Raw genomic sequence first — 19025 nt, forward strand, 5'->3', positions numbered from 1 at the left:
GAAATGCGTTCCCAGGCATAGCCTACGAAGAGTATGAATTTTTCCTTTCCTCTTGTGGAATGGGCGTTTCGCCCGTCCGTGCTATGCAGATTAGCCTTGCCCAGCAGTTGGTAATTATCCTAGAGCGATCGCCCCATCCGATACAGATATAAACTGAAGTTGATCCGGCGAAACATCCTTCACCAAACCCAAGATATTGCCGCTGCTAGCTTCCCGAATCACCGTCGCCTTAGTATTTAAAATTCTAAACTCAGTAGTTCTAATACCTCCCGGAGGAAAAGGGCCGCTGCTCTCGTAATCTCTGGCATCACCAATTGTTAAAAACCTTTCGCTCAAAACAATATCATTTCGCGTCAGTCCTCCCGCCAATCCAATTACATCACCTTCAGCCGGATTGTAATCGAGAATAAAATCGGCAGGCACTTCATCTACATCAAAATTGCCGCTAGGAGGCGGTTGAAGCGAACCAATCTCCCCCGAAGTTGCTCCCACTTCTGTGCGGAGGACAAACACATCTGCGCCTTCACTTCCCCAAAGCCTATCAATTCCAGCATCACCGATTAGAGTATCGTTTCCACTCTCTCCTACTAAAGCATCATTCCCTTTACCACCGCGAATAAAGTCATTAGCCGTGCCTCCATAAACGTAGTCATCACCTTGATCTCCGCTGACAAAATCGCTGCCACATTCTCCATAAAGAATGTCAAAATCTTGGCCACCGCGAATAGTATCGCTGCCGCAACCTCCGATTAAGGTATCTGTGCCACTGTTACCGTTCATCAGTTCCGCACCACCGGAACCTCTGACAAAATCGTTACCATCTAAAGCCCGCAAACCTCCGGGAGTATTCCGCAGAATTCCATTTGCTAATTGAAATGCGTCGTCATTGGGAGTTAAGTCAAAAAAGTTGGGGTCGCTGCCTAGATTTGGCAATGGCGCTGTGAGTAATTTGATGTTTGGGGGATCAGCAATAATTGGGTCTGAATTTTCAGCTAATGCTCTAATTTCTCCGAGATTAGTTTGTAACATCTTAAGTTTCTCCTTTTTTGATTGACCTTGTTGACATTCTGATTTTAACAAAGGTTCCAATTAAGAAATATGCGGGAATCTGGGGTTAAAACAATCAAATTATTGTCAAACTTGCCGGAGGTCTTTATTCAACAAGCCTAGGTTATTGACACCAATCGGCGCGTCCAAATCCGCAAATATTTTGAACGGTATACCAATAATTCTGGGGATCGCGTACTCTATTACCCGTCAGCAGTCAGCGTGGGAAAACCCAGAGACTGCTAATTGTCATGAAACCTTGAGTTAAGTCAGGAATCGTTAATATGCTAGACACTGCGATCGAATTTATTAAAGCCAGAGAAATCCTCGACTCCCGCGGCCGCCCCACCATTGAAGCTGAAGTTTACCTAGCTAACGGTGTTGTCGGGCTCGCACAAGTGCCCAGCGGCGCCTCTACAGGCTCTTTTGAAGCCCACGAACTTCGCGACGGCGACAACAAACGTTACAGCGGCAAAGGAGTCCTAAAAGCCGTCGATAACGTCGAGCACAAAATTGCCCCCGCTTTGGCTAATCTAGATGCGATCGACCAAGCACTGGTAGACAAAACCATGATTGAGTTGGACGGTTCCCCCAACAAATCCCACCTCGGCGCAAATGCCATTCTCGGAGTCTCCTTAGCCACAGCAAAGGCCGCCGCCGAGACTTTAGGACTCCCCCTTTACCGCTACTTGGGCGGCCCCTTAGCGAACGTTTTGCCAGTGCCACTGATGAACGTGATCAACGGGGGATCTCACGCTAACAATAATGTGGACATTCAAGAATTTATGATTGTCCCTGTGGGTGCGCCCTCTTTTAAAGAAGCTTTACGCTGGGGTGCAGAGGTATTTGAATCCTTGAGTAAAGTCTTAAAAGCTGAGGGTTTGCTGACTGGTGTGGGTGATGAAGGCGGTTTTGCGCCTAATCTTAAATCCAATCAAGCAGCTTTGGATTTGTTGATTGCAGCTATTGAAAAAGCTGGCTATAAACCGGGTGAACAAGTTGCTTTAGCTTTGGATGTTGCTGCTAGCGAATTTTACAAAGATGGGCAGTACACTTACGACGGTGTGGCTCATTCGCCGGCAGAATTAATCGATTATTTGGATGGTTTGGTGAGTCAATATCCCATTGTTTCGATTGAAGATGGTTTGCACGAAGACGATTGGGACAGTTGGGTAGCGCTGACGCAGAAAATGGGCAGCAAAGTTCAGTTGGTAGGTGACGATTTGTTTGTTACTAATCGCACGCGGCTGCAAAAAGGAATTGATTTGAAAGCTAGCAATTCGATTTTGATTAAGCTGAATCAAATTGGTTCTTTGACAGAGACTTTGGATACGATCGACCTCGGCAAACGGAACAGCTATCGAGCCGTCATCAGCCACCGTTCCGGTGAAACTGAAGATACCACCATTGCCGATTTAGCCGTAGCGACTCGCGCCGGCCAAATCAAGACTGGTTCTTTGTGTCGCAGCGAACGAGTTGCTAAATATAACCGTTTATTGCGGATTGAGGATGAATTGGGCGATCGGGCAATTTATGCTGGGTCGATCGGTTACGGGCCTAAATAACACTTGGTAATCGCTAATCCTGGTTCCCAGGCTCTGCCTGGGGACGCAGATCCGGAGGCAGAGCCTCCAATTTTCCTGGGATCTTCGAGGCTCTTCCTCTGGATATTGGTTCCCAGGCCCAGAGAGCCTGGAAACCAGTTAAATTTGGATATTACCGATTCTTAATTAAGGATAGAAAGCCAATTGTGGCAAACCCAAAGTTTCTTCCCAGCCCATCATCAAGTTCATGCACTGGATGCCTTGACCGGCTTGTCCCTTAATTAAATTGTCGATCGCCGAGAGCACAATCACTCTGTCAGTACGCGGATCGACTTCGATGCCGATATAACAAAGATTCGTGCCACAAGCCCATTTTGTTTGCGGGTAAACTCCAGCCGGCAACACTTTTACCCAAGGGCAATTGCGGTAAAAAGCGCTGAAAATCGTGATTAAATCTTCTCGCACCAAACCCGGATCGCGCAAAGTTGCGTAAACAGTCGCCAGAATTCCGCGCACCATTGGAATTAGGTGGGGAGTAAACTGAACTTTAATATCGTGTCCCGCTAAATCGCTGCAAATTTGCTCGATTTCTGGCGTGTGGCGGTGGCGGCCAACGCCGTAAGCGCCCAGAGAACCCTCTGCTTCAGCCAACAAGAGATTAACTTCGGCTTTGCGGCCCCCTCCCGAAGCACCGGATTTAGCGTCAATAATTGCCGTTTCTGGCACGATAAGACCTTGTTTGAGCAAAGGTGCCAGGGCCAATAAACTAGCAGTGACGTAGCAGCCGGCACAGCCTACTAACTGAGCGTCTTTAATTCGATCGCGATACAATTCTGGCAAACCGTAAACAGCCGTTGCAGCTAAAGCAGAGTCCGATCGCTCGCCGCCGTACCAAGCTTTGTAAGTTTCCTGATTTTCAAATCTGTAGTCAGCCGACAAATCCAAGACTTTGCAGCCTTTTTCTATCAGCGTCGGTGCCATTTTGCAAGCTAAACCGTTCGGCAGCGACAGAAACACAACTTCACATTTAGCCCCTATTTTGTCTAGGTCGATCGCCTCCACTGTCAAGTCAGTGCAGTTAGTCAAATGCGGATAAAGGCTGGAAAAAGGTTTTCCCGCACTGCTATCCCCGCCCAAATACACTACTTCAGCCGCTGGGTGATCAGCCAGCAGTCGCACAAGTTGCACGCCGCCGTACCCTGAAGCGCCGATAATTCCTACAGGCACACGTCCAACATCTCCCATTTTCCTTTATCCCCTCAGCCGTTGAAGTCAAAAACGCTTGAACTTTTGCTGCATTGTAGTACCAAACGCCAACTTTGGTGGCAAAGAATTGTATTGTTTTGTGTTGGAGGTGCATTTTTATTAATTTTCGGCTGTTTGACCCCGCCCAAAAACGGATACAAAGCCCCGACTCCCTTCCTGGAGAACCCAAAATTTTAGACCAAAGTCCCCTCTTCCAGATTCAAAGCAGTAAGTAAATCTAAAATCTAAAATCTAAAATCTAAAATCGACTGAGTGATCGCCAAAACCCTAAAATTAACAAACTGATGTGCGATCGTGCTATAAAAAACTTACTTTAACCCATCCACAAACCGGAGATTAACATTTTTCCCTTTTGCCTCTTGCCTCTTGCTTCCTGTATCCTGCCTCTTCCCTCTTCCCTCTTCCCTCTTCCTTCTTCCTACCTATGGGCATAGTTGTAGAAAACGTATCAAAACAGTTTGGCAGTTTCCAAGCACTCGATCGAGTCAGCTTAGAAATTGAATCGGGTTCCCTAGTGGCATTGCTGGGCCCGTCTGGTTCCGGCAAGTCTACACTGCTGCGGCTGATTGCCGGTTTAGAAATGCCCGACTCCGGCAAAATCTGGCTAACAGGCCAAGATGCCACGAATACTAGCGTCCAAGACCGCAAAATTGGGTTCGTGTTTCAGCACTACGCGCTATTCAAGCACATGACAGTGCGAAAAAACATCGCTTTCGGGATGCAAATTCAGAAAACACCACCCGCGAAAGTCAAATCGCGGGTAGAAGAATTGTTGAATTTAGTGCAATTGGCAGGATTGGGCGATAGATACCCGTCGCAACTTTCAGGAGGCCAGCGGCAGCGGGTGGCCCTCGCCAGAGCTCTGGCTGTGGAACCGAAAGTGTTACTGCTAGACGAACCTTTTGGTGCTCTCGATGCCAAAGTTCGCAAAGATTTGCGTGCTTGGTTGCGGCGACTGCACGACGAAGTTCACGTTACCACAGTCTTTGTGACGCACGATCAAGAAGAAGCGATGGAAGTTGCCGATCACATTACAGTAATGAATAAAGGTAAAATCGAACAAGTCGGCACACCAGCAGAAATTTACGACCATCCAGCTAGTGCCTTCGTAATGAGTTTTATCGGTCCAGTCAATGTCTTGCCCAGCAGTTCAAGAATGTTTCAAGACAACGGCTTTGACTCAGCCAACCCTGAGATTTTCTTGCGCCCTCACGACGTTGTTATTGAAACTACAGAAAATAGTGCAACAGTGCCTGCAAGAATCAGCCGCTTGATTCATTTGGGATGGGAAATTCAGGTAGAATTAACCTTAGATGACGGTCAAGTAGTAAACGCTAATTTGACTAGAGAAAGATTCGATAGCTTACACTTGCAGCCCCAGCAAAGAGTGTTCGTAAAGCCGAAAGGTGCCAAGTCGTTTCCACTTTTTTATTCAATCTGATACCAATTCTGAAAACTAGAGATAAATTTAGATTGGATACGACATTTGCAGGGACACGGCACCGCGCCGTGTCCCTAATCTTTTATACTAACAACTGTCCGCTGACTACTGCGCGCTGAGTTAGTCTTTGATTTTGCTGACAGCTTTTTTGACTTGTTGCTCAAAGGATGTAGTATTTGTGTTGGAAGGATTCTTCATTTTTTCAATGTCAGCGTCTCCCTGAACTTCGTTAGGCCCTTTGCTCGCTTTTTCTTGAGTTTCTTCCAAGGACATCGGTTTTTTCAGGACAACTTCTTGAGATTCTTTTTCAATACCCAAAAGTTGGTCTTCGCCTTTGGTGGGGCTGCTGGTAACGGCCAAAGCGGGGAAAACATTAGAAACAAACAGCAAAGTACAAAAACAAACAGTTATTAAAGTGCGAACTAAACGCTTGGCAGGGAAGTTAAAGCTGATAAAAGACATACAAAATTTCTCCGTTTTTAGTAGTTTTGATCGCTAAGATTGTTAACAGGCTGAAGCTCACTCATATTCTGCACAATCTTTAACTCAAGTTGGAGAAAAGCAACCCTTGCTCTCTTTCAAATTGAGCTAACATATAATATTTAGCTGAAAAAGTTGGTATTTGAAATCCTTCTCAGGGAATATTTCTAGATGACAGGCGTCGGTTGCCCCAAGACATTTATGTAGAAGGCACTTGTGTAGAATCAAAAAAATTCTCTATAAGTGCCTTCGGATGCGCCTCACATAGCGGTATCAATGTCAGTAACTGGTGTGATTATCGTGGGCTGGGGGCGGGTTTATTTAGCCTGGTTGCAATGTGAGAGGGCGCTTGAGTGAACCCGCAGAGGGGTTTGTTGAAAATGTTGCAAGATATGAGATGCGCCCGACTATCCACTGACTAATGACTAATAACTAATGGCTGCTGCTGTCGCACGGGAACTTGACATTTTGCTAGATAAGTTTTAATTTCTCCTACACTGAGTTGCCCGTAATGCAGCAGGGAAGCCAGCAGTGCAGCTTCTGCTTTGCCCTCAGTCACGGCTTCGTAGATGTGGTGACAGTTGCCGGCGCCGCCGGAAGCAATGACGGGAATTTCGACAATTTCGGCAATGCTTCGAGTTAATTCCAAATCGTAACCGGCTTGAGTGCCATCAGAGTCCATGCTTGTCACCAGAATTTCGCCCGCGCCGCGCTGTTCGGCTTCTTTGGCCCAGGCGATCGCATCTTTTCCGGTATTTTCTCGCCCTCCGCGCACGTACACGTCCCAACCAGGATTATCTGCGTCTTGCCGTTTGCGAGCGTCGATCGCCACTACAATGCACTGATTACCAAATCGATCACTGGCTTTGTCAATTAAACTCGGATCGCGCACCGCCGCCGAATTAATACTCACCTTATCAGCGCCCGCCCTCAATAAACTTTTAATTGTGTCTAAGGATTGGATACCGCCGCCCACCGTCAAAGGGATAAATACTCGATCGGCCGTTCGGTACACCACATCGATCATAATATTCCGGTCTTCGTGAGTCGCCGTAATGTCCAGAAACACCAACTCGTCAGCACCCGCATCATTGTAAACCTGAGCCATTTCTACCGGATCGCCAGCATCCTGAAGATTGACAAAATTGACACCTTTGACCACGCGACCGGCTTTCACATCCAGACAAGGTAAAATTCTTTTCGACAACATACAATTCTCTTCCAATTTAACTTACTCGGCGGGAAGTGCCCCGCTATAACTGTACTCTTCTTAGCGGTGGGATGAAAGCCAGGGTTGTTTTTTCCCGTCCAGCTTATGGTCTTCACTCCTAGCTGGAGAACGAGTTGGACAGGCAAGAAATAACCAATCTCTCAGTTATCACAAGACGGTTACAATAAATAAAATTCGTTTTAAAAATTTGATAAATCATCATAAATGCCCCAACGATTGCCACAAACAAGCAGTCAAAAGCGAGATCTAGGGCATTTAGCACCTACTCTAGCATAGAGGATTTTTAATCTTAGTGGTTTCCTACGCTTCTTACCAACAGTTAATCTCAGAACAAAAGACCTTAATCCGTCCGATTCTGAGCCTGCTAAAAAATTAAATTTATTCAAAACCTTTCTGCTGGGATACACCTTGACACGCCACAGCTTCTTGCTGTTTTGCCAGATTTATTAAAAATCGCTGATGCTCATAATAATGGGGGGGATGTAAAGTACGCAGTTTTCTAAAAAGTGTTTTTTACACGGCAATTATGAGCAATGATTTTACTTGGGAATCCTCACTACTGCTGGCAGTATAATAGTAAAATTAGACCCCTTACCAATCTCGCTTTCAACTAAGGTGTCGCCACCCCTAATCCGAGACAAATTTCTAGTAATTTCTAACCCTAATCCAGTACCCCCATACTTTCGTGTAGTTGAAGCATCAGCCTGGGTGAATGGTTGGAACAATTTTCCCATTCGTTCTGGAGCTATGCCAAGGCCAGTATCACTTATCTTAAATAAAATATACGGAATGGCTGATTGCTGTTCTTCCCTATCGGTTATGCAAGACTTTCTGTATTTGTTTTATAGATTAATCGTAATTTGCCATTTTTTTGTAAATTTGCTGGCGTTACTAAGCAGATGAAATAAGCAGGGTTCCCTTAAACCATTGCCTGGTAAGTTTTCTAGCTTGCTTGTTACCCCGCTAGCTCAGTTTTGCTTCGTAAACTGCTATTTACCAGATGCGATTGCCCTGTCACCCAAAACTGCATCATTTGAGTTTACTAAACCTATGCAGAGCATTCATCAACTTCTTTGAAGGACGGGCATCTTTCCCGAAGTTCTAGTCAACGCATGACAAGCAATCAATTCAGTACCCACAAAAAGTACAAATTGTTGGTGAGAAATTCCTCAATTTTCTAGGAAAGCTGGGGAGGGTTTTTGCTACAATCAACCACAATAGCTCAAAATATAAACCGTAAGTACCATAAAACATTTCGCAAACATTAAGGTTAAATTGTCACCATAAAGCTCGTATACTGGCCATGGCTCACGAAAAGATGGCAAACAATCGTGAAAATTTCCAGGAAAAACCATCTCCCAAGTTGGTGCAGAAAAACCAAGTTATCTTTGTTGAAAATGTGGCAGTTAATAACATGGTAAAAAATCATTACCTAGCCAAATAAATTAGGAATTCCGGATGGTCTAAATTGACCAGAACGTTGAAATACAAGGCTGAAAGAGACGGTAAAACTTACCTAGACCTAGGTCGGTTTTTTGCGCCATAGAGTAAGAGTTGCCACGTAGGTCTGAATCAGGTGGGTAGCCTTCCGTTGGAAGTGTGAAGCTGGACTTATTGCAACTGCAAAACTAAGCACGATAGAGATGTGAATTCTGCTATCATTATTGGCGATGAAGGGCTTGGATTATTAGCGTTATGAACTACCACCACTGCCCAGGGACGGAATGTAAGTTCGACGTTTGGAAGGAAATCTTCGATACGATCGGCTGTTCGGGTTGAAATTGGAAGCTTACACCAGAGGGAGTACTGCACAGAACTCTGGCTCTGCTGCATACCAGCTCACACCCCCTACCCGCGCCTAGCTCTACCGTGTACAGAGAAGTTGCTCGCTGACCCATATTGTAGAAACCCTGTTTCCTAGAATCTTGATTTCTCGTTTTGCCGAATCAATAACTTAAAATTCAGGAAAATAAGCTTCCTTTCTGAGATTCATGCGAAACTTGGGTTTCAGGAATTGTGTTGAAAGATTTCGGAGTTGTGTGTATAGGGTAGCCGCCTAGCCAGAGAGCCATTTTCCAACTTTTTTCGGACCCATCAAAATAAATAAAAGTTGTCTCCGCTCCGGGGCAGGCAGTATTATCAGGTACAATCTTGGTAGACAGTATGTTTTTACTGGCTGCTTTTGTAGATCGAATCATAAATACCTTCGCTCGCTCGATCGAATTTATGGTTCTGAAATCCTGCAGGGGCTAGGTGCATCTACGATGGACTAAAAAATCTAAAATCTGAAGTCTCAAATCTCAAATCGGTTAATTTTGTGTCGTTTCTAGGACTGTTGTGACGAGTGCAACCCAATCCACATATGGTACTTCGCACAGAAGGCGGCAATCGCTACTTGCCGCTCGCCGGCAGCAATTGCTGGACAGTAGGGCGGAGCGATGACAATAATTTTGTACTGACAGATCGCTGGATTTCCCGTAATCACGCGATGTTACAGCAAATGGAGACAGGAGAGTTCTACCTGATCGACTTGGGCAGCCGCAATGGTTCCTTTGTCAACGGGCGGCGGGTCAGTATTCCTGTCACTCTCCGAAATGGCGATCGGATTATTTTCGGTCAAACCGAATTGGACTTCTACAACCCAACCGCGGGCCATCGGCACGATCCAATACACGAGACAGACTCTGAAGATTTTACGGCGACTTTGACGGTGCGTAGCCTGATTAGCGTCATGGTAATGGACATCCGAGACTTTACAGTTTTGACTAGGCAGCTAGACGAAACTCTCCTCTCGGAAGTCATCGGCAATTGGTTCCGCAAAGCAGGACAGATCATTCGCGAACACGGCAGTTGGGTGGACAAATACATCGGTGATGCCATCATGGCAGTCTGGTTCCACAAAACCAGCGGTGTCAGCAGCGAAGAAATGATGCGGATTTGCCAAGCTTTGAGCGAACTGCACAAGGCAACAGACGAACTCAGCAGCCGTTACCCCCTACCTTTTCCTCTGCGAGTCGGGGCCGGAATCAATACTGGTTATGCAATGGTGGGAAATTCTGGCAGCAGCGATCGATCGGACTATACCGCCTTGGGAGATACTGTAAACGCAGCATTTCGCCTGGAGTCTTGCACCAAGCAACTTGGCAAGGATATCGCTGTGGGAGAAACGACCTACAAATACCTGACGCAATTGGGGGCCCAGGGCGCTTTCGAGCCACACACCGTGGCTTTGAAGGGTTACGACACTCCCAGCCTGACTTACGCTGGTACTTATGCTGACTTGAACGCTTTTCTCAAAACGAAAGGAAAGAGTTCTTGATAGCTAGAAAATTGCGTGCAGGGCAAAAATTAACCCTTTAAAATGGCAGTCCGAGTTTTTAATTTGGAGTGCCTTTTATAAACTTGCCTGCGATGTTTAAAAGCCTACCAATATCATATATCGTCTGCGTTGTCAATACCAAAATGTAAAGTTTATAACAGCCCTCTACCTATTGCGGATTTATCTGAAAAACTGCATAAGCAAAATGGTAGTCTCTACATAAATGCTGTGTATGAAATTGGGAGACAAAACTTCATGAAACGATTGGGTCGTCTATTGGCAGTATTGGGCTTAGTGCTGGGCTGCTTTGCATGGGCTGGAGACCAAAGCGCGATCGCGGCGTCATTAAGCCGTATCGTCTTGCCATCATCCTCGCTCCTAGCTGTTGAAGCTCCGGCTAGAACCAATCGCGCCGATGAGAAGCTTGCCACAGAATACGGCAAAAAACTTGATTTGAACAACAGCGCCGTCCGGGACTTTCGGGAATTTCGAGGGTTGTATCCCACTTTAGCTCGACTAATTATTAAGAATGCTCCTTACGAAAATGTTGAGGACGTACTCAATATTTCAGACTTGACGGATGCTCAGAAAAAAGTGCTGCAAGCTAACATGGACAAATTCACTGTAACTGATGTTGAATCAGTCTTTATTGAAGGAGACAACAGGTTGAATAATGGTCTCTACGACTAGGTAGCAGCGGGTCTCATTTGAAGGCAGAAGTCATTGGGCAGAAGGCATTCGGCAGAAAGAAAAAATTTTTTTCTCTAGGCTGATGACTTCTGCCTTTAATTTATGGAGACTTACTTTCAACCACCATTGGGCAAAAGCCTGCAAACATTCCCTAGATTGAAATAAGCGGGTTCCCCAGATTCCTCTGTAGACTCAATTCTTTAATCTAAAATCTAAAATATAAACTCGATCGACTGACATTAGTTCAAGTCCCCAGATTCATCTGTAGACTCAATTCTAAAATCTAAAATCTAAAATCTAAAATCTAAAATTGACTGGCGGCAGACTTATGAGTGACAAATTTGACGTATTGGTAATAGGTGCTGGCGCGGCGGGTTTGTACACAGCACTTTGCCTGCCAGAGCATTTGCACGTGGGCTTGATCAATAAAAATACCCTACCTGTTTCTGCCAGCGATTGGGCTCAAGGAGGGATTGCCGCAGCGATCGCCCCTGAAGATTCGGCAGCACTGCACATTCAGGATACACTGGCTGCAGGAGCCGGTCTTTGCGATTTGGATGCGGTGAAATTTTTAGTTGAGGAAGCTTCAGCCTGCATTGACTCCCTAGTGAAAATGGGCGTTGCATTCGATCGCACCGGCCCAGATTTAGCCCTCACCCTAGAAGCCGCCCACTCCCGCCGCCGAGTCCTCCACGCCGCCGACACTACGGGCAAAGCCGTTATCAGTACGCTGACAGCAAAAGTATTGAGCCGCAAAAACATTCAACTTGTATCTCCTGCCTTTGCTTTGAGTCTGTGGCTAGACGAAACCGGGCGCTGCCAGGGGATTAGCTCGATTTGTGGCTCACAAGTCAAGTGGCTGCAGGCCAAAGCCGTGGTGCTGGCGACAGGCGGCGGCGGACAGGTTTTTGCTCAAACGACCAATCCGTCGGTAAGTACCGGGGACGGGGTGGCAATTGCGTGGCGCGCCGGGGCGCTGCTGCGAGACTTAGAATTTGTGCAGTTTCACCCGACGGCGCTGAGCACAGCGGGCGCGCCTCGGTTTCTCATTAGCGAAGCGGTGCGGGGAGAAGGAGCTCATTTGGTTGACAGTAAGGGATATCGCTTTGCTTTTGACTCTCACCCCAGCGGGGAACTCGCCCCTAGGGATGTTGTCAGCCGCGCTATTTTCCGCCACTTGCAAAAAACGGGGGAACCTCATGTTTGGCTGGATTTGCGGCCGATTGCGGTCGATCGACTGCGCTACAGGTTTCCCAATATTATCCAAGTGTGCGCTGATTGGGGAATTGATATTTTTTCCGAACCGGTGCCGGTGACGCCCGCGGCGCATTACTGGATGGGAGGAATTGTCGCTGACAAGTTTAACCAAACTTCGATTCCGGGTTTGTACGCGGTGGGAGAAACTGCGAGCACGGGGGTACACGGCGCTAATCGGTTGGCGAGCAATTCGCTGCTGGAATGTCTGGTTTTTGGGGCGCAGATGGGACTTTTGCAGCTAGAAGGTGGAACGCCCGAGGCATTCGCCGATCAGTTCGAGGCGGGGGAAATCTTGGAAAAATCGATTTCTGAAAAGGACATTGAGGCGATCGAAAAGTTGCGGGTCGAATTGCCTAATTTGGTGTGGCAGAGTGCGGGAATTTGCCGGGGACAACGCGATTTGGAAAGTGCGATCGTCCAACTTGAGATTTGGCGGCAAGAATTTGCTTCGTTGCCTTTGAGTCAAACGCTTGATAATTTACGGCCCGGACAAAGTATTGATTTTTCCCCTGCTGAGGCGGAAAATAGCTCGATTTTGCGAAATTGGGGAGAAGTTGCGAATTTATTGGATATCGGCTATTTAATTGTCAAAAGTGCTGCGTTTCGCACCGAAAGTCGCGGCGGTCATTACCGAGTGGACTATCCCCTCACCGATCCGGATTGGTGCAGCCATACTTTAATTAACCAATCGAATTGGTACAAATCTCCGCGAATAGAAGATTGAAAATTTATTGAAAATTTGGGGTCAGCGCGTCCCCGTACCGTCACTTTTGGGGTTGCCGTTCGGGTCTGGTTCGTATTCTTTTGGGTAATTTGGAAACCTAGAGGTTTGTGCTACTGTCAAAAGTCTGGAGGTCGATGGCCTCGGGCTCTGGCCCGCGCTACGGGCTTTTGTGAAATTGCTAGTGGAGTTGCTGGCAAGTGGAGCCGCATTTGCGGTGCCGACTATATTCACTTGCAGGCAGGCCGCCAGGGTTGCCGTTGTTGTGAGCTTAATCAAAGTACGCATAGTATTCACAGCCTTATTCAAATCATCGCAATAGATCCACGTCTGTACACCTATTATATCTATCAATTTCCGTATTTCCACTGATATCTTTACATTTACTTTAATTAACTTTCGTAAGCTTACATAATTTTTTTTACATTAAGGCTTTTTGGCGCTTTGAATTGGGTTTCAGGTTGTGATTTATTTTAATATTTTGTAACATTTAGATAAGGTGGCAAGTTGCTCTCATAAATTTTATATTTGGCTAAATCTATCTAATGACAGATGACAGATTAAAAATTTTTAAGTTATGTGATTTTAGATTTTAGATTTCACTACTTTGGACAGTTTTTTGAACGGTTTCAACAAGCTTAGAGGGCTTACAGTTTAAGGAGCGAGCTATTTTTTTAAGTTATCTGCACAGGGGACGCCTGAAATAATATCTCCCTCACGGCCCAATTAGGGTTTGAGGTGTAGAAATTGCTCAAATTTTGTCTGAAATAATTGAGATTTCAGATAAAAAAATTGAATAATTACAAATGACTTATCAATATCGGGGTGGGGAATTTACCTACAGTTGCATTATGTTTTTAACTGGTCTTAATTAATAAAAGTGATATTGATTTTTCCCGCGTTCCTTAGCACGATACATCGCAACATCGGCATTCTTAACTAAAATCTCTGGCTCTTGACCGTCAATGGGATATAAACTAATGCCAATACTTGTAGTTACAGAAACTCTATGTTCTTCTAAAATAAAAGGCTGCATGATGGCGTCGCAAATTTTTTCCGCTACTTTCGCAGCTTCCTCCCGACCGGGAATTGCGGGCAAAATGACTGTGAACTCGTCGCCGCCCAACCGCGAGATTGTATCGCTGCCGCGCAAGCATTTTTTGAGCCGACTGGCAACTGTTTTTAAGAGTAAATCACCCACATTGTGTCCGAGACTGTCGTTGATTGACTTAAATCCATCTAAATCTAAAAACAGTAAAGCTACCAATTCCTGAGTGCTGGAGGCTATTTCTAGAGACCGATGCAAGCATTCGTAGAACATTTGGCGGTTGGGCAAACCGGTAAGGGCATCGTGATAAGCTTGGTGGCTGAGCTCAGCATTTTTTTGTTCTAGGGCATTTGCCCGGAGTTGGCGCTCGGTAATATCTCTGATTGCTCCGACTAAAAATAGGTTGCCGGCAGCATCTTTATGCAGGGATCTTTTAGTCGCAATTAGATGCGTAATTCCGTGAGCGTCAGTAAAATATTCTTCATTTTCTCGGGGCTGGTGAGTTTGCAATACTAATTCGTCTTGCTGCCAAAATATCTCGGCTTCGGCTTGGGGAAATAAATCGTAATCTGTGCGGCAGGTTAAAATTTCTAAAGGATAGCCAATAAACCGGCAATATGCCTGATTCAAAACAACGCAGCGGTGATTTCGATCTTTGACAAAAATCGGGTCGGGAATTGTATCGATTAGCGATTGTAAAAATTCTTTAGACCGTTTTAATTCTTCTTGCAAGTGAGCCAGATAACCCACAACTGCGACACCAGAACCCACAAGACTGAGGATTGGAGGAATTAACGGTACCCACCAACCTGCTAAGAATGCTAAGTATAAAGTGGCACTCAGACCTAGACAGATACTTAATAAACAGTAAGCCGATCGACCAAGCGATCGCAAATTCCAACTCACATTTGCTCCCGCCCAAGACCAGAGTAAAATCCACAGCAACTCCGCAGCCTCTGGCCAGACATTGATACCCCCGCGCCCGTCGAGGGCCGCACTCAAAATTTGGCTCAAGAAATGAGCCTGAAGCTCGACTCCCGGTATTTGCTGGGGAGAACCAAACCAACCCGAGCTGTAAGCATTTTGGTAAAAGTCTCTGAGGCTGGGGGCAGTTGAGCCGATCAAGACAACGCGCGATCGTACAAAATCAGCGGGTACTTTGCCAGAAAGCACATCGCTCATCGATGCAGTGCGAAAACTGCCTCGCGGGCCGCGCAGGTTGGTCAAAATTTGATAGCCACGGCTGTCCGCTCGAACGTAAGCACCATCATTCGGTTGAAAAGGCCGAAAAACCCCCTTGCCTAACTGCAAGTATTTAGGATTGGCTTTTGCTGATTGAGGGGAAATTCCTTCGCTTTTGAGGTAAAGCAAAGCCAGTCTAAGTGCAAAACTTTTATGAGTTTTGCCGTCTCCGGGCCAAGCGTAGAGCAAAGTTCGCCGCACTTTTGAGTCAGCGTCGATGACAACATTGTTGAAACCAATTCGATCAAGCTGGTCAAGTACCGGAGGTGGCCGAACTCCGAAGCGGGTTTCGTCTGGCATCAACTCAATGCCGATTAAGTTGGGAATATTTTTAAAAGAGTTGACTAATTCGGCGTTACCCGGTTGAGTTGGCAAATCTCGGTAAACGTCGAGGCCGATCGCCCGCGGCTTGCCAGCGTGCAATTTTTGCAGCAATTGGGCTAATAAAGCATCCGAAATTGGGTAGCCGTATTTTTGCAAGTCAGCTTCGTTAATTTCTACAATGACGATGCGCGGGTCAATTGGTTCGGCCCGCCGCCACCGCACAAAGTGGTCGAAAGCAGCCCATTCCCACACCTGACAAAATCCGAACCAGCGCATTACAATGACCGTACTAGCAACGGCACTCGCAGTAATCAATACTCGGCGTTCTTGATCGACCCATTTTTTGATAGTTTTTAGCATATTTTGGGGATTTTGGCCTCGCCCTTTGAGCATCTAAACTACTACTAGGTATAGGTTTTACATCTCCGACGCGATCGGCTTAGTCGATTTTAGATTTTAGATTTTAGATTATCCAATTTTTTGGTTTTTCGGCTCAGTCGATTTTAGGTTTTAGATTTTAGATTATCCAATTTTTTGGTTTTTCGGCTCAGTCGATTTTAGATTTTAGATTTTAGATTATCCAATTTTTTGGTTTTTCGGTGCGATCGGGCTGCAACAGCAGAAACCGGGTTTCGCAACCAAAATATCTCATTTTAACAATAACTCTGGAAGCAGAAACCGGGTTTCTGGGATTTTTATGTAAAACTTTTAGTAGTTATTTACCGATCTAAATACTACAGGCCCACAAATAGTTTTAAACTTTTTCGTTGTAACTAATTTTTCCTATTTTTTTATTGATTATAGATGCGAGATTTTAGATTAATTCCCCAGCACGAGCCAACGATAAACTAAGTGTAAAAGCCAGATTTTTCCAGCCCATCAATCTAAAATCTGTCATCTATAATCTCCAACTTTCCTGTCAGTTTTGAAAGTTGCGGGGGCCGGTGTAACCCGATAAATCAGCGAGTTTATCCAAAGATTGCGTCCCCGCATAAAACTGACCATTAATTTCCCAAGTCGGGAAACCTTTCACATTCGCAGCAGCAGCTTGGCAAATTTCAGCACGGGAATTTTGCCCCCGGGGATCGCATTCAAAATAATCAATTATTTTGGCTGCTTCTTTGCCGAACAGAATTTTTTGGTCGTGACAGTGGGGACACCAGTAAGCGCCGTACTCTTTAGCGCCAATTTGTCGGAGGTGGCGGGCCAAAGCAATTTGTGCCGGGCCGGAGGTTGTAGTGACGGCAGGAGGTACAATTCCGGGGGTAGAGACAGTAGGGCCAGGTGAGTTGACGCTGTTATAAAGTCCCAAGGCACCGATCGAACTCACCATTGCCACCAAAATGCCTGTAAACACCAACTGTCCGATATCTTCCCACTCGCGCCCGACTAGCACCAGCACAAACAGCGACAGTGAAAATAAGGCAGAAGTGATGCAGTAAATGCACAGTTCCTGAACTTCAAAAGCCATCAAATACATCAAATAGCTGCTGAAAATTACCATCGCAGCGGTGATGATAAATAGGGCTTGCCAAGTGTTTTTTTCTAGTTGAGAGTGCAGTCCTTTATTGGTGTTGGGATTGACGCCTTTGGGAGCCAATGCCAGGATTACTATGCTCAGGTAAGCCAGACAGCCTAACAAACTTAAAGGCACTGTGCCGACTGTAGCGTAGGGACTGTTGAGAACTTTGTCGCAGCCGCTGGTGGGACAAATGACCGAGCCTGTCGTGAATTTAGCGATCGTGAGATAGGCCGTTTCTACGACGCCTATGGCTGCGATCGCTGCCATCACAGTCCGAGACCAGCGATGAATCCAAGGGGTTGAACGTCGGCGAATCATTTTTTGATTTGGTAATTAATAATTGGGACCTTGAAACAAGAAGGAATTTGGGCAACTAGCAATGTCAGGGTTTTAAGGGATTTAACGGATGGATGTTGAGGGAAAAAGTCAGAAGCCAGAGAAAAGAAATAGCTATCCGTGTATCTGTGACTTCCGTGTCGTGAATCAAGGAAATTGGGAAGTGGTGATTGATAATTGGTGATTTTTTCACGGTTAGCTCTTCGTTTTCAGCGATTACCGATTACCCGTTACCGATTAGCCGTTACCGATTACCCATTACCCCTTCCCATTTTACGTTTTACTTGTGACTTTGCCCGGTTCCGGTGTTGGCCCTCTTGAGCCATTAGCATCTCTATTTTCCTGTTCGCGCTCTTTCTGTGACAAGCTGCGGCGGGCGGCTTCTACAAACTGACTGACGCGGATCGGATCTATAGGCTGCTCGATGCGGCCGTTTCGTTTCAGGGAACTCGATACGATTACGCCGTCAGCGGCCTGCATGAGGGTGGAAATGTTTTCCCACGAGGCGCCGCTGCCGATGAAAACAGGAATTCCCGCCGCTGCTGCACTCGCGAGTTCTAAGTCTTCGAGATTGGGAGGGCTACCAGTTGTCCAGCCCGAAAGGATTACGGCGTCGGCTAAAGCTCGCCCGATCGTCTCTTGGACGGCTGTGGTCAAGTTGGGGCTGCCTAGGGGTCGCCCGTGCTTGACTAACACGTCTGCTAATATTTTGACATCACTGCCCAATTCCCGGCGGTAGCGCAGTAGCTGGTGAGCTTGGCCTTCAATTAAGCCTTGGTCTGTAGCCATGATGCCGTTGAGGACGTTGACGCGGATGAATTGAGCTCCTGTGCAGGAGGCGATGGCGATCGCGCTGTGGGCGTCGTTTCGCAGCACGTTAACGCCGATCGGCAGCGTCACGAGATTTGTTAGCCTCTCAACTACCAGAGTCATGGCACTTACCACCGCCGGATCTACGCTGTCTTTAGCAAAAGGAGCGTCGAAAAAGTTCTCGACTATGATACCGTTTGCGCCACCAGAAGCCAGCGCTGTAGCCTCTTGCTCGGCTCTTCCGATAATAGCTTTGAGGTTTCCGCCCCAGCGGGGAGAAGTTGGCAAAGGCTGTAAATGTACGACACCGATTATGGGATTCGGCGTTTTGAATATTTGTTTTAAGTCCACGGATTTTCCTGAAACCACCAAGTTCACTGACGGCTGACGGCGGATTTTGACGGTATATTCTAGAATTCTATATCCACGAGGGCGATCCGGTTGACTTAATGGGGTTGCCAAGTTGCTCAAAGCCCGACGGCATAACATTTTAGATTTTAGATTTTAGATTTTAGATTTTACAAGGACGACGTACTTACTTCACTCCAAGAGGGATACTTGCTTCAAGACAGGAGTCCTCGAAAGCAAAAAAAGTTTAGATTTTAGGGAGATTTCCCAGATTCCTCTGCGGAGTCAATGCTTTAATCTTTAATCTAAAATCGACTGACTACAATCGGGGTTGAGAGCTTGACTGCAGTTGCATTCTTTTTTATACCTTGGTGTCGGCAGGGGTTTATCCTTCTCTAT

The 19025-nt window shown here is 46.2% G+C and carries 14 protein-coding genes and 1 pseudogene; 5 read left to right on the plus strand and 10 right to left on the minus strand.

From position 1 onward, the window contains the following. Positions 1 to 114: 114 nt before the first annotated feature. A complete protein-coding gene (locus D0A34_04295; protein UNU18189.1) occupies positions 115 to 1029 on the minus strand; it encodes a calcium-binding protein in 915 nt (304 codons plus the stop codon). Between the two features lie 302 nt (positions 1030 to 1331). On the opposite strand from D0A34_04295, the gene D0A34_04300 reads away from it, so the two are divergent. Continuing rightward, the gene (locus tag D0A34_04300; protein UNU18190.1) at positions 1332 to 2612 is read left to right on the plus strand and encodes a phosphopyruvate hydratase; all 1281 of its coding nucleotides are present in this window, start codon (positions 1332 to 1334) and stop codon (positions 2610 to 2612) included. Positions 2613 to 2777: 165 nt separating this feature from the next. On the opposite strand, the gene D0A34_04305 is transcribed toward D0A34_04300, so the two are convergent. Further along, positions 2778 to 3836: an N-acetyl-gamma-glutamyl-phosphate reductase gene (locus D0A34_04305; GenBank protein UNU18191.1), complete on the minus strand. Its 1059-nt coding sequence runs from the start codon at positions 3834 to 3836 to the stop codon at positions 2778 to 2780. A 445-nt stretch (positions 3837 to 4281) separates the two neighbouring features. Between D0A34_04305 and cysA the strand changes: the two genes are divergently transcribed. Continuing rightward, positions 4282 to 5298 (plus strand): sulfate ABC transporter ATP-binding protein, encoded by a 1017-nt coding sequence (cysA, locus tag D0A34_04310; protein UNU18192.1) that lies wholly within the window; start codon positions 4282 to 4284, stop codon positions 5296 to 5298. Between the two features lie 120 nt (positions 5299 to 5418). On the opposite strand, the gene D0A34_04315 is transcribed toward cysA, so the two are convergent. The 4 genes and pseudogenes from D0A34_04315 to D0A34_04330 all read right to left on the minus strand — a co-directional run bounded on the left by D0A34_04315 (position 5419) and on the right by D0A34_04330 (position 9207). Beyond that, positions 5419 to 5760, minus strand: coding sequence for a low temperature-induced protein (locus D0A34_04315; protein UNU18193.1), 342 nt, complete (start codon positions 5758 to 5760; stop codon positions 5419 to 5421). 436 nt (positions 5761 to 6196) lie between these two features. Beyond that, complete coding sequence (gene hisF, locus D0A34_04320) at positions 6197 to 6988, minus strand: imidazole glycerol phosphate synthase subunit HisF (GenBank protein UNU18194.1); 792 nt, start codon at positions 6986 to 6988, stop codon at positions 6197 to 6199. Between the two features lie 560 nt (positions 6989 to 7548). Further along, a pseudogene (locus D0A34_04325) lies at positions 7549 to 7908 on the minus strand (hypothetical protein). Positions 7909 to 8970: 1062 nt separating this feature from the next. After that, positions 8971 to 9207: a hypothetical protein gene (locus D0A34_04330; GenBank protein UNU18195.1), complete on the minus strand. Its 237-nt coding sequence runs from the start codon at positions 9205 to 9207 to the stop codon at positions 8971 to 8973. 164 nt (positions 9208 to 9371) lie between these two features. Here D0A34_04330 and D0A34_04335 point away from each other — a divergent pair, with 164 nt between their 5' ends. The 3 genes from D0A34_04335 (at position 9372) to nadB (ending at position 12999) form a co-directional block, all read left to right on the plus strand. Beyond that, complete coding sequence (locus D0A34_04335; protein UNU18196.1) at positions 9372 to 10328, plus strand: adenylate/guanylate cyclase domain-containing protein; 957 nt, start codon at positions 9372 to 9374, stop codon at positions 10326 to 10328. Positions 10329 to 10583: 255 nt separating this feature from the next. Next, on the plus strand, positions 10584 to 11018 hold the full coding sequence (gene psbU, locus D0A34_04340) for a photosystem II complex extrinsic protein PsbU (protein UNU18197.1): 435 nt from the start codon (positions 10584 to 10586) through the stop codon (positions 11016 to 11018). A gap of 328 nt (positions 11019 to 11346) precedes the next feature. Further along, entirely contained in the window at positions 11347 to 12999 is a 1653-nt protein-coding gene (nadB, locus tag D0A34_04345; GenBank protein UNU18198.1) for an L-aspartate oxidase, read from the plus strand. 21 nt (positions 13000 to 13020) lie between these two features. Here the strand turns inward: nadB and D0A34_04350 are convergent, their stop codons facing one another. The 4 genes from D0A34_04350 to D0A34_04365 all read right to left on the minus strand — a co-directional run bounded on the left by D0A34_04350 (position 13021) and on the right by D0A34_04365 (position 18656). Continuing rightward, on the minus strand, positions 13021 to 13365 hold the full coding sequence (locus D0A34_04350; protein UNU18199.1) for a hypothetical protein: 345 nt from the start codon (positions 13363 to 13365) through the stop codon (positions 13021 to 13023). A gap of 502 nt (positions 13366 to 13867) precedes the next feature. Continuing rightward, positions 13868 to 16003, minus strand: a complete 2136-nt coding sequence (locus D0A34_04355) for a CHASE2 domain-containing protein (protein UNU18200.1) — start codon at positions 16001 to 16003, stop codon at positions 13868 to 13870. A gap of 526 nt (positions 16004 to 16529) precedes the next feature. Then, positions 16530 to 17450, minus strand: a complete 921-nt coding sequence (locus D0A34_04360; GenBank protein UNU18201.1) for a hypothetical protein — start codon at positions 17448 to 17450, stop codon at positions 16530 to 16532. Between the two features lie 291 nt (positions 17451 to 17741). Beyond that, positions 17742 to 18656, minus strand: coding sequence for a phosphorybosylanthranilate isomerase (locus D0A34_04365; protein ID UNU22166.1), 915 nt, complete (start codon positions 18654 to 18656; stop codon positions 17742 to 17744). Positions 18657 to 19025 lie beyond the last annotated feature (369 nt).

The sequence above is a fragment of the Microcoleus vaginatus PCC 9802 genome (assembly GCA_022701275.1).
GTDB lineage: Bacteria > Cyanobacteriota > Cyanobacteriia > Cyanobacteriales > Microcoleaceae > Microcoleus > Microcoleus vaginatus_A.

Coding starts and splice junctions, on each gene's coding strand:
- D0A34_04355 (UNU18200.1), bottom strand. CDS start 16,003: ATGCTCAAAGGGCGAGGCCAAAATCCCCAAAATATGCTAAAAACTATC.
- D0A34_04300 (UNU18190.1), top strand. CDS start 1,332: ATGCTAGACACTGCGATCGAATTTATTAAAGCCAGAGAAATCCTCGAC.
- nadB (UNU18198.1), top strand. CDS start 11,347: ATGAGTGACAAATTTGACGTATTGGTAATAGGTGCTGGCGCGGCGGGT.
- hisF (UNU18194.1), bottom strand. CDS start 6,988: ATGTTGTCGAAAAGAATTTTACCTTGTCTGGATGTGAAAGCCGGTCGC.
- D0A34_04335 (UNU18196.1), top strand. CDS start 9,372: ATGGTACTTCGCACAGAAGGCGGCAATCGCTACTTGCCGCTCGCCGGC.
- D0A34_04330 (UNU18195.1), bottom strand. CDS start 9,207: ATGATTCGATCTACAAAAGCAGCCAGTAAAAACATACTGTCTACCAAG.
- D0A34_04295 (UNU18189.1), bottom strand. CDS start 1,029: ATGTTACAAACTAATCTCGGAGAAATTAGAGCATTAGCTGAAAATTCA.
- psbU (UNU18197.1), top strand. CDS start 10,584: ATGAAACGATTGGGTCGTCTATTGGCAGTATTGGGCTTAGTGCTGGGC.
- D0A34_04360 (UNU18201.1), bottom strand. CDS start 17,450: ATGATTCGCCGACGTTCAACCCCTTGGATTCATCGCTGGTCTCGGACT.
- D0A34_04305 (UNU18191.1), bottom strand. CDS start 3,836: ATGGGAGATGTTGGACGTGTGCCTGTAGGAATTATCGGCGCTTCAGGG.
- cysA (UNU18192.1), top strand. CDS start 4,282: ATGGGCATAGTTGTAGAAAACGTATCAAAACAGTTTGGCAGTTTCCAA.
- D0A34_04315 (UNU18193.1), bottom strand. CDS start 5,760: ATGTCTTTTATCAGCTTTAACTTCCCTGCCAAGCGTTTAGTTCGCACT.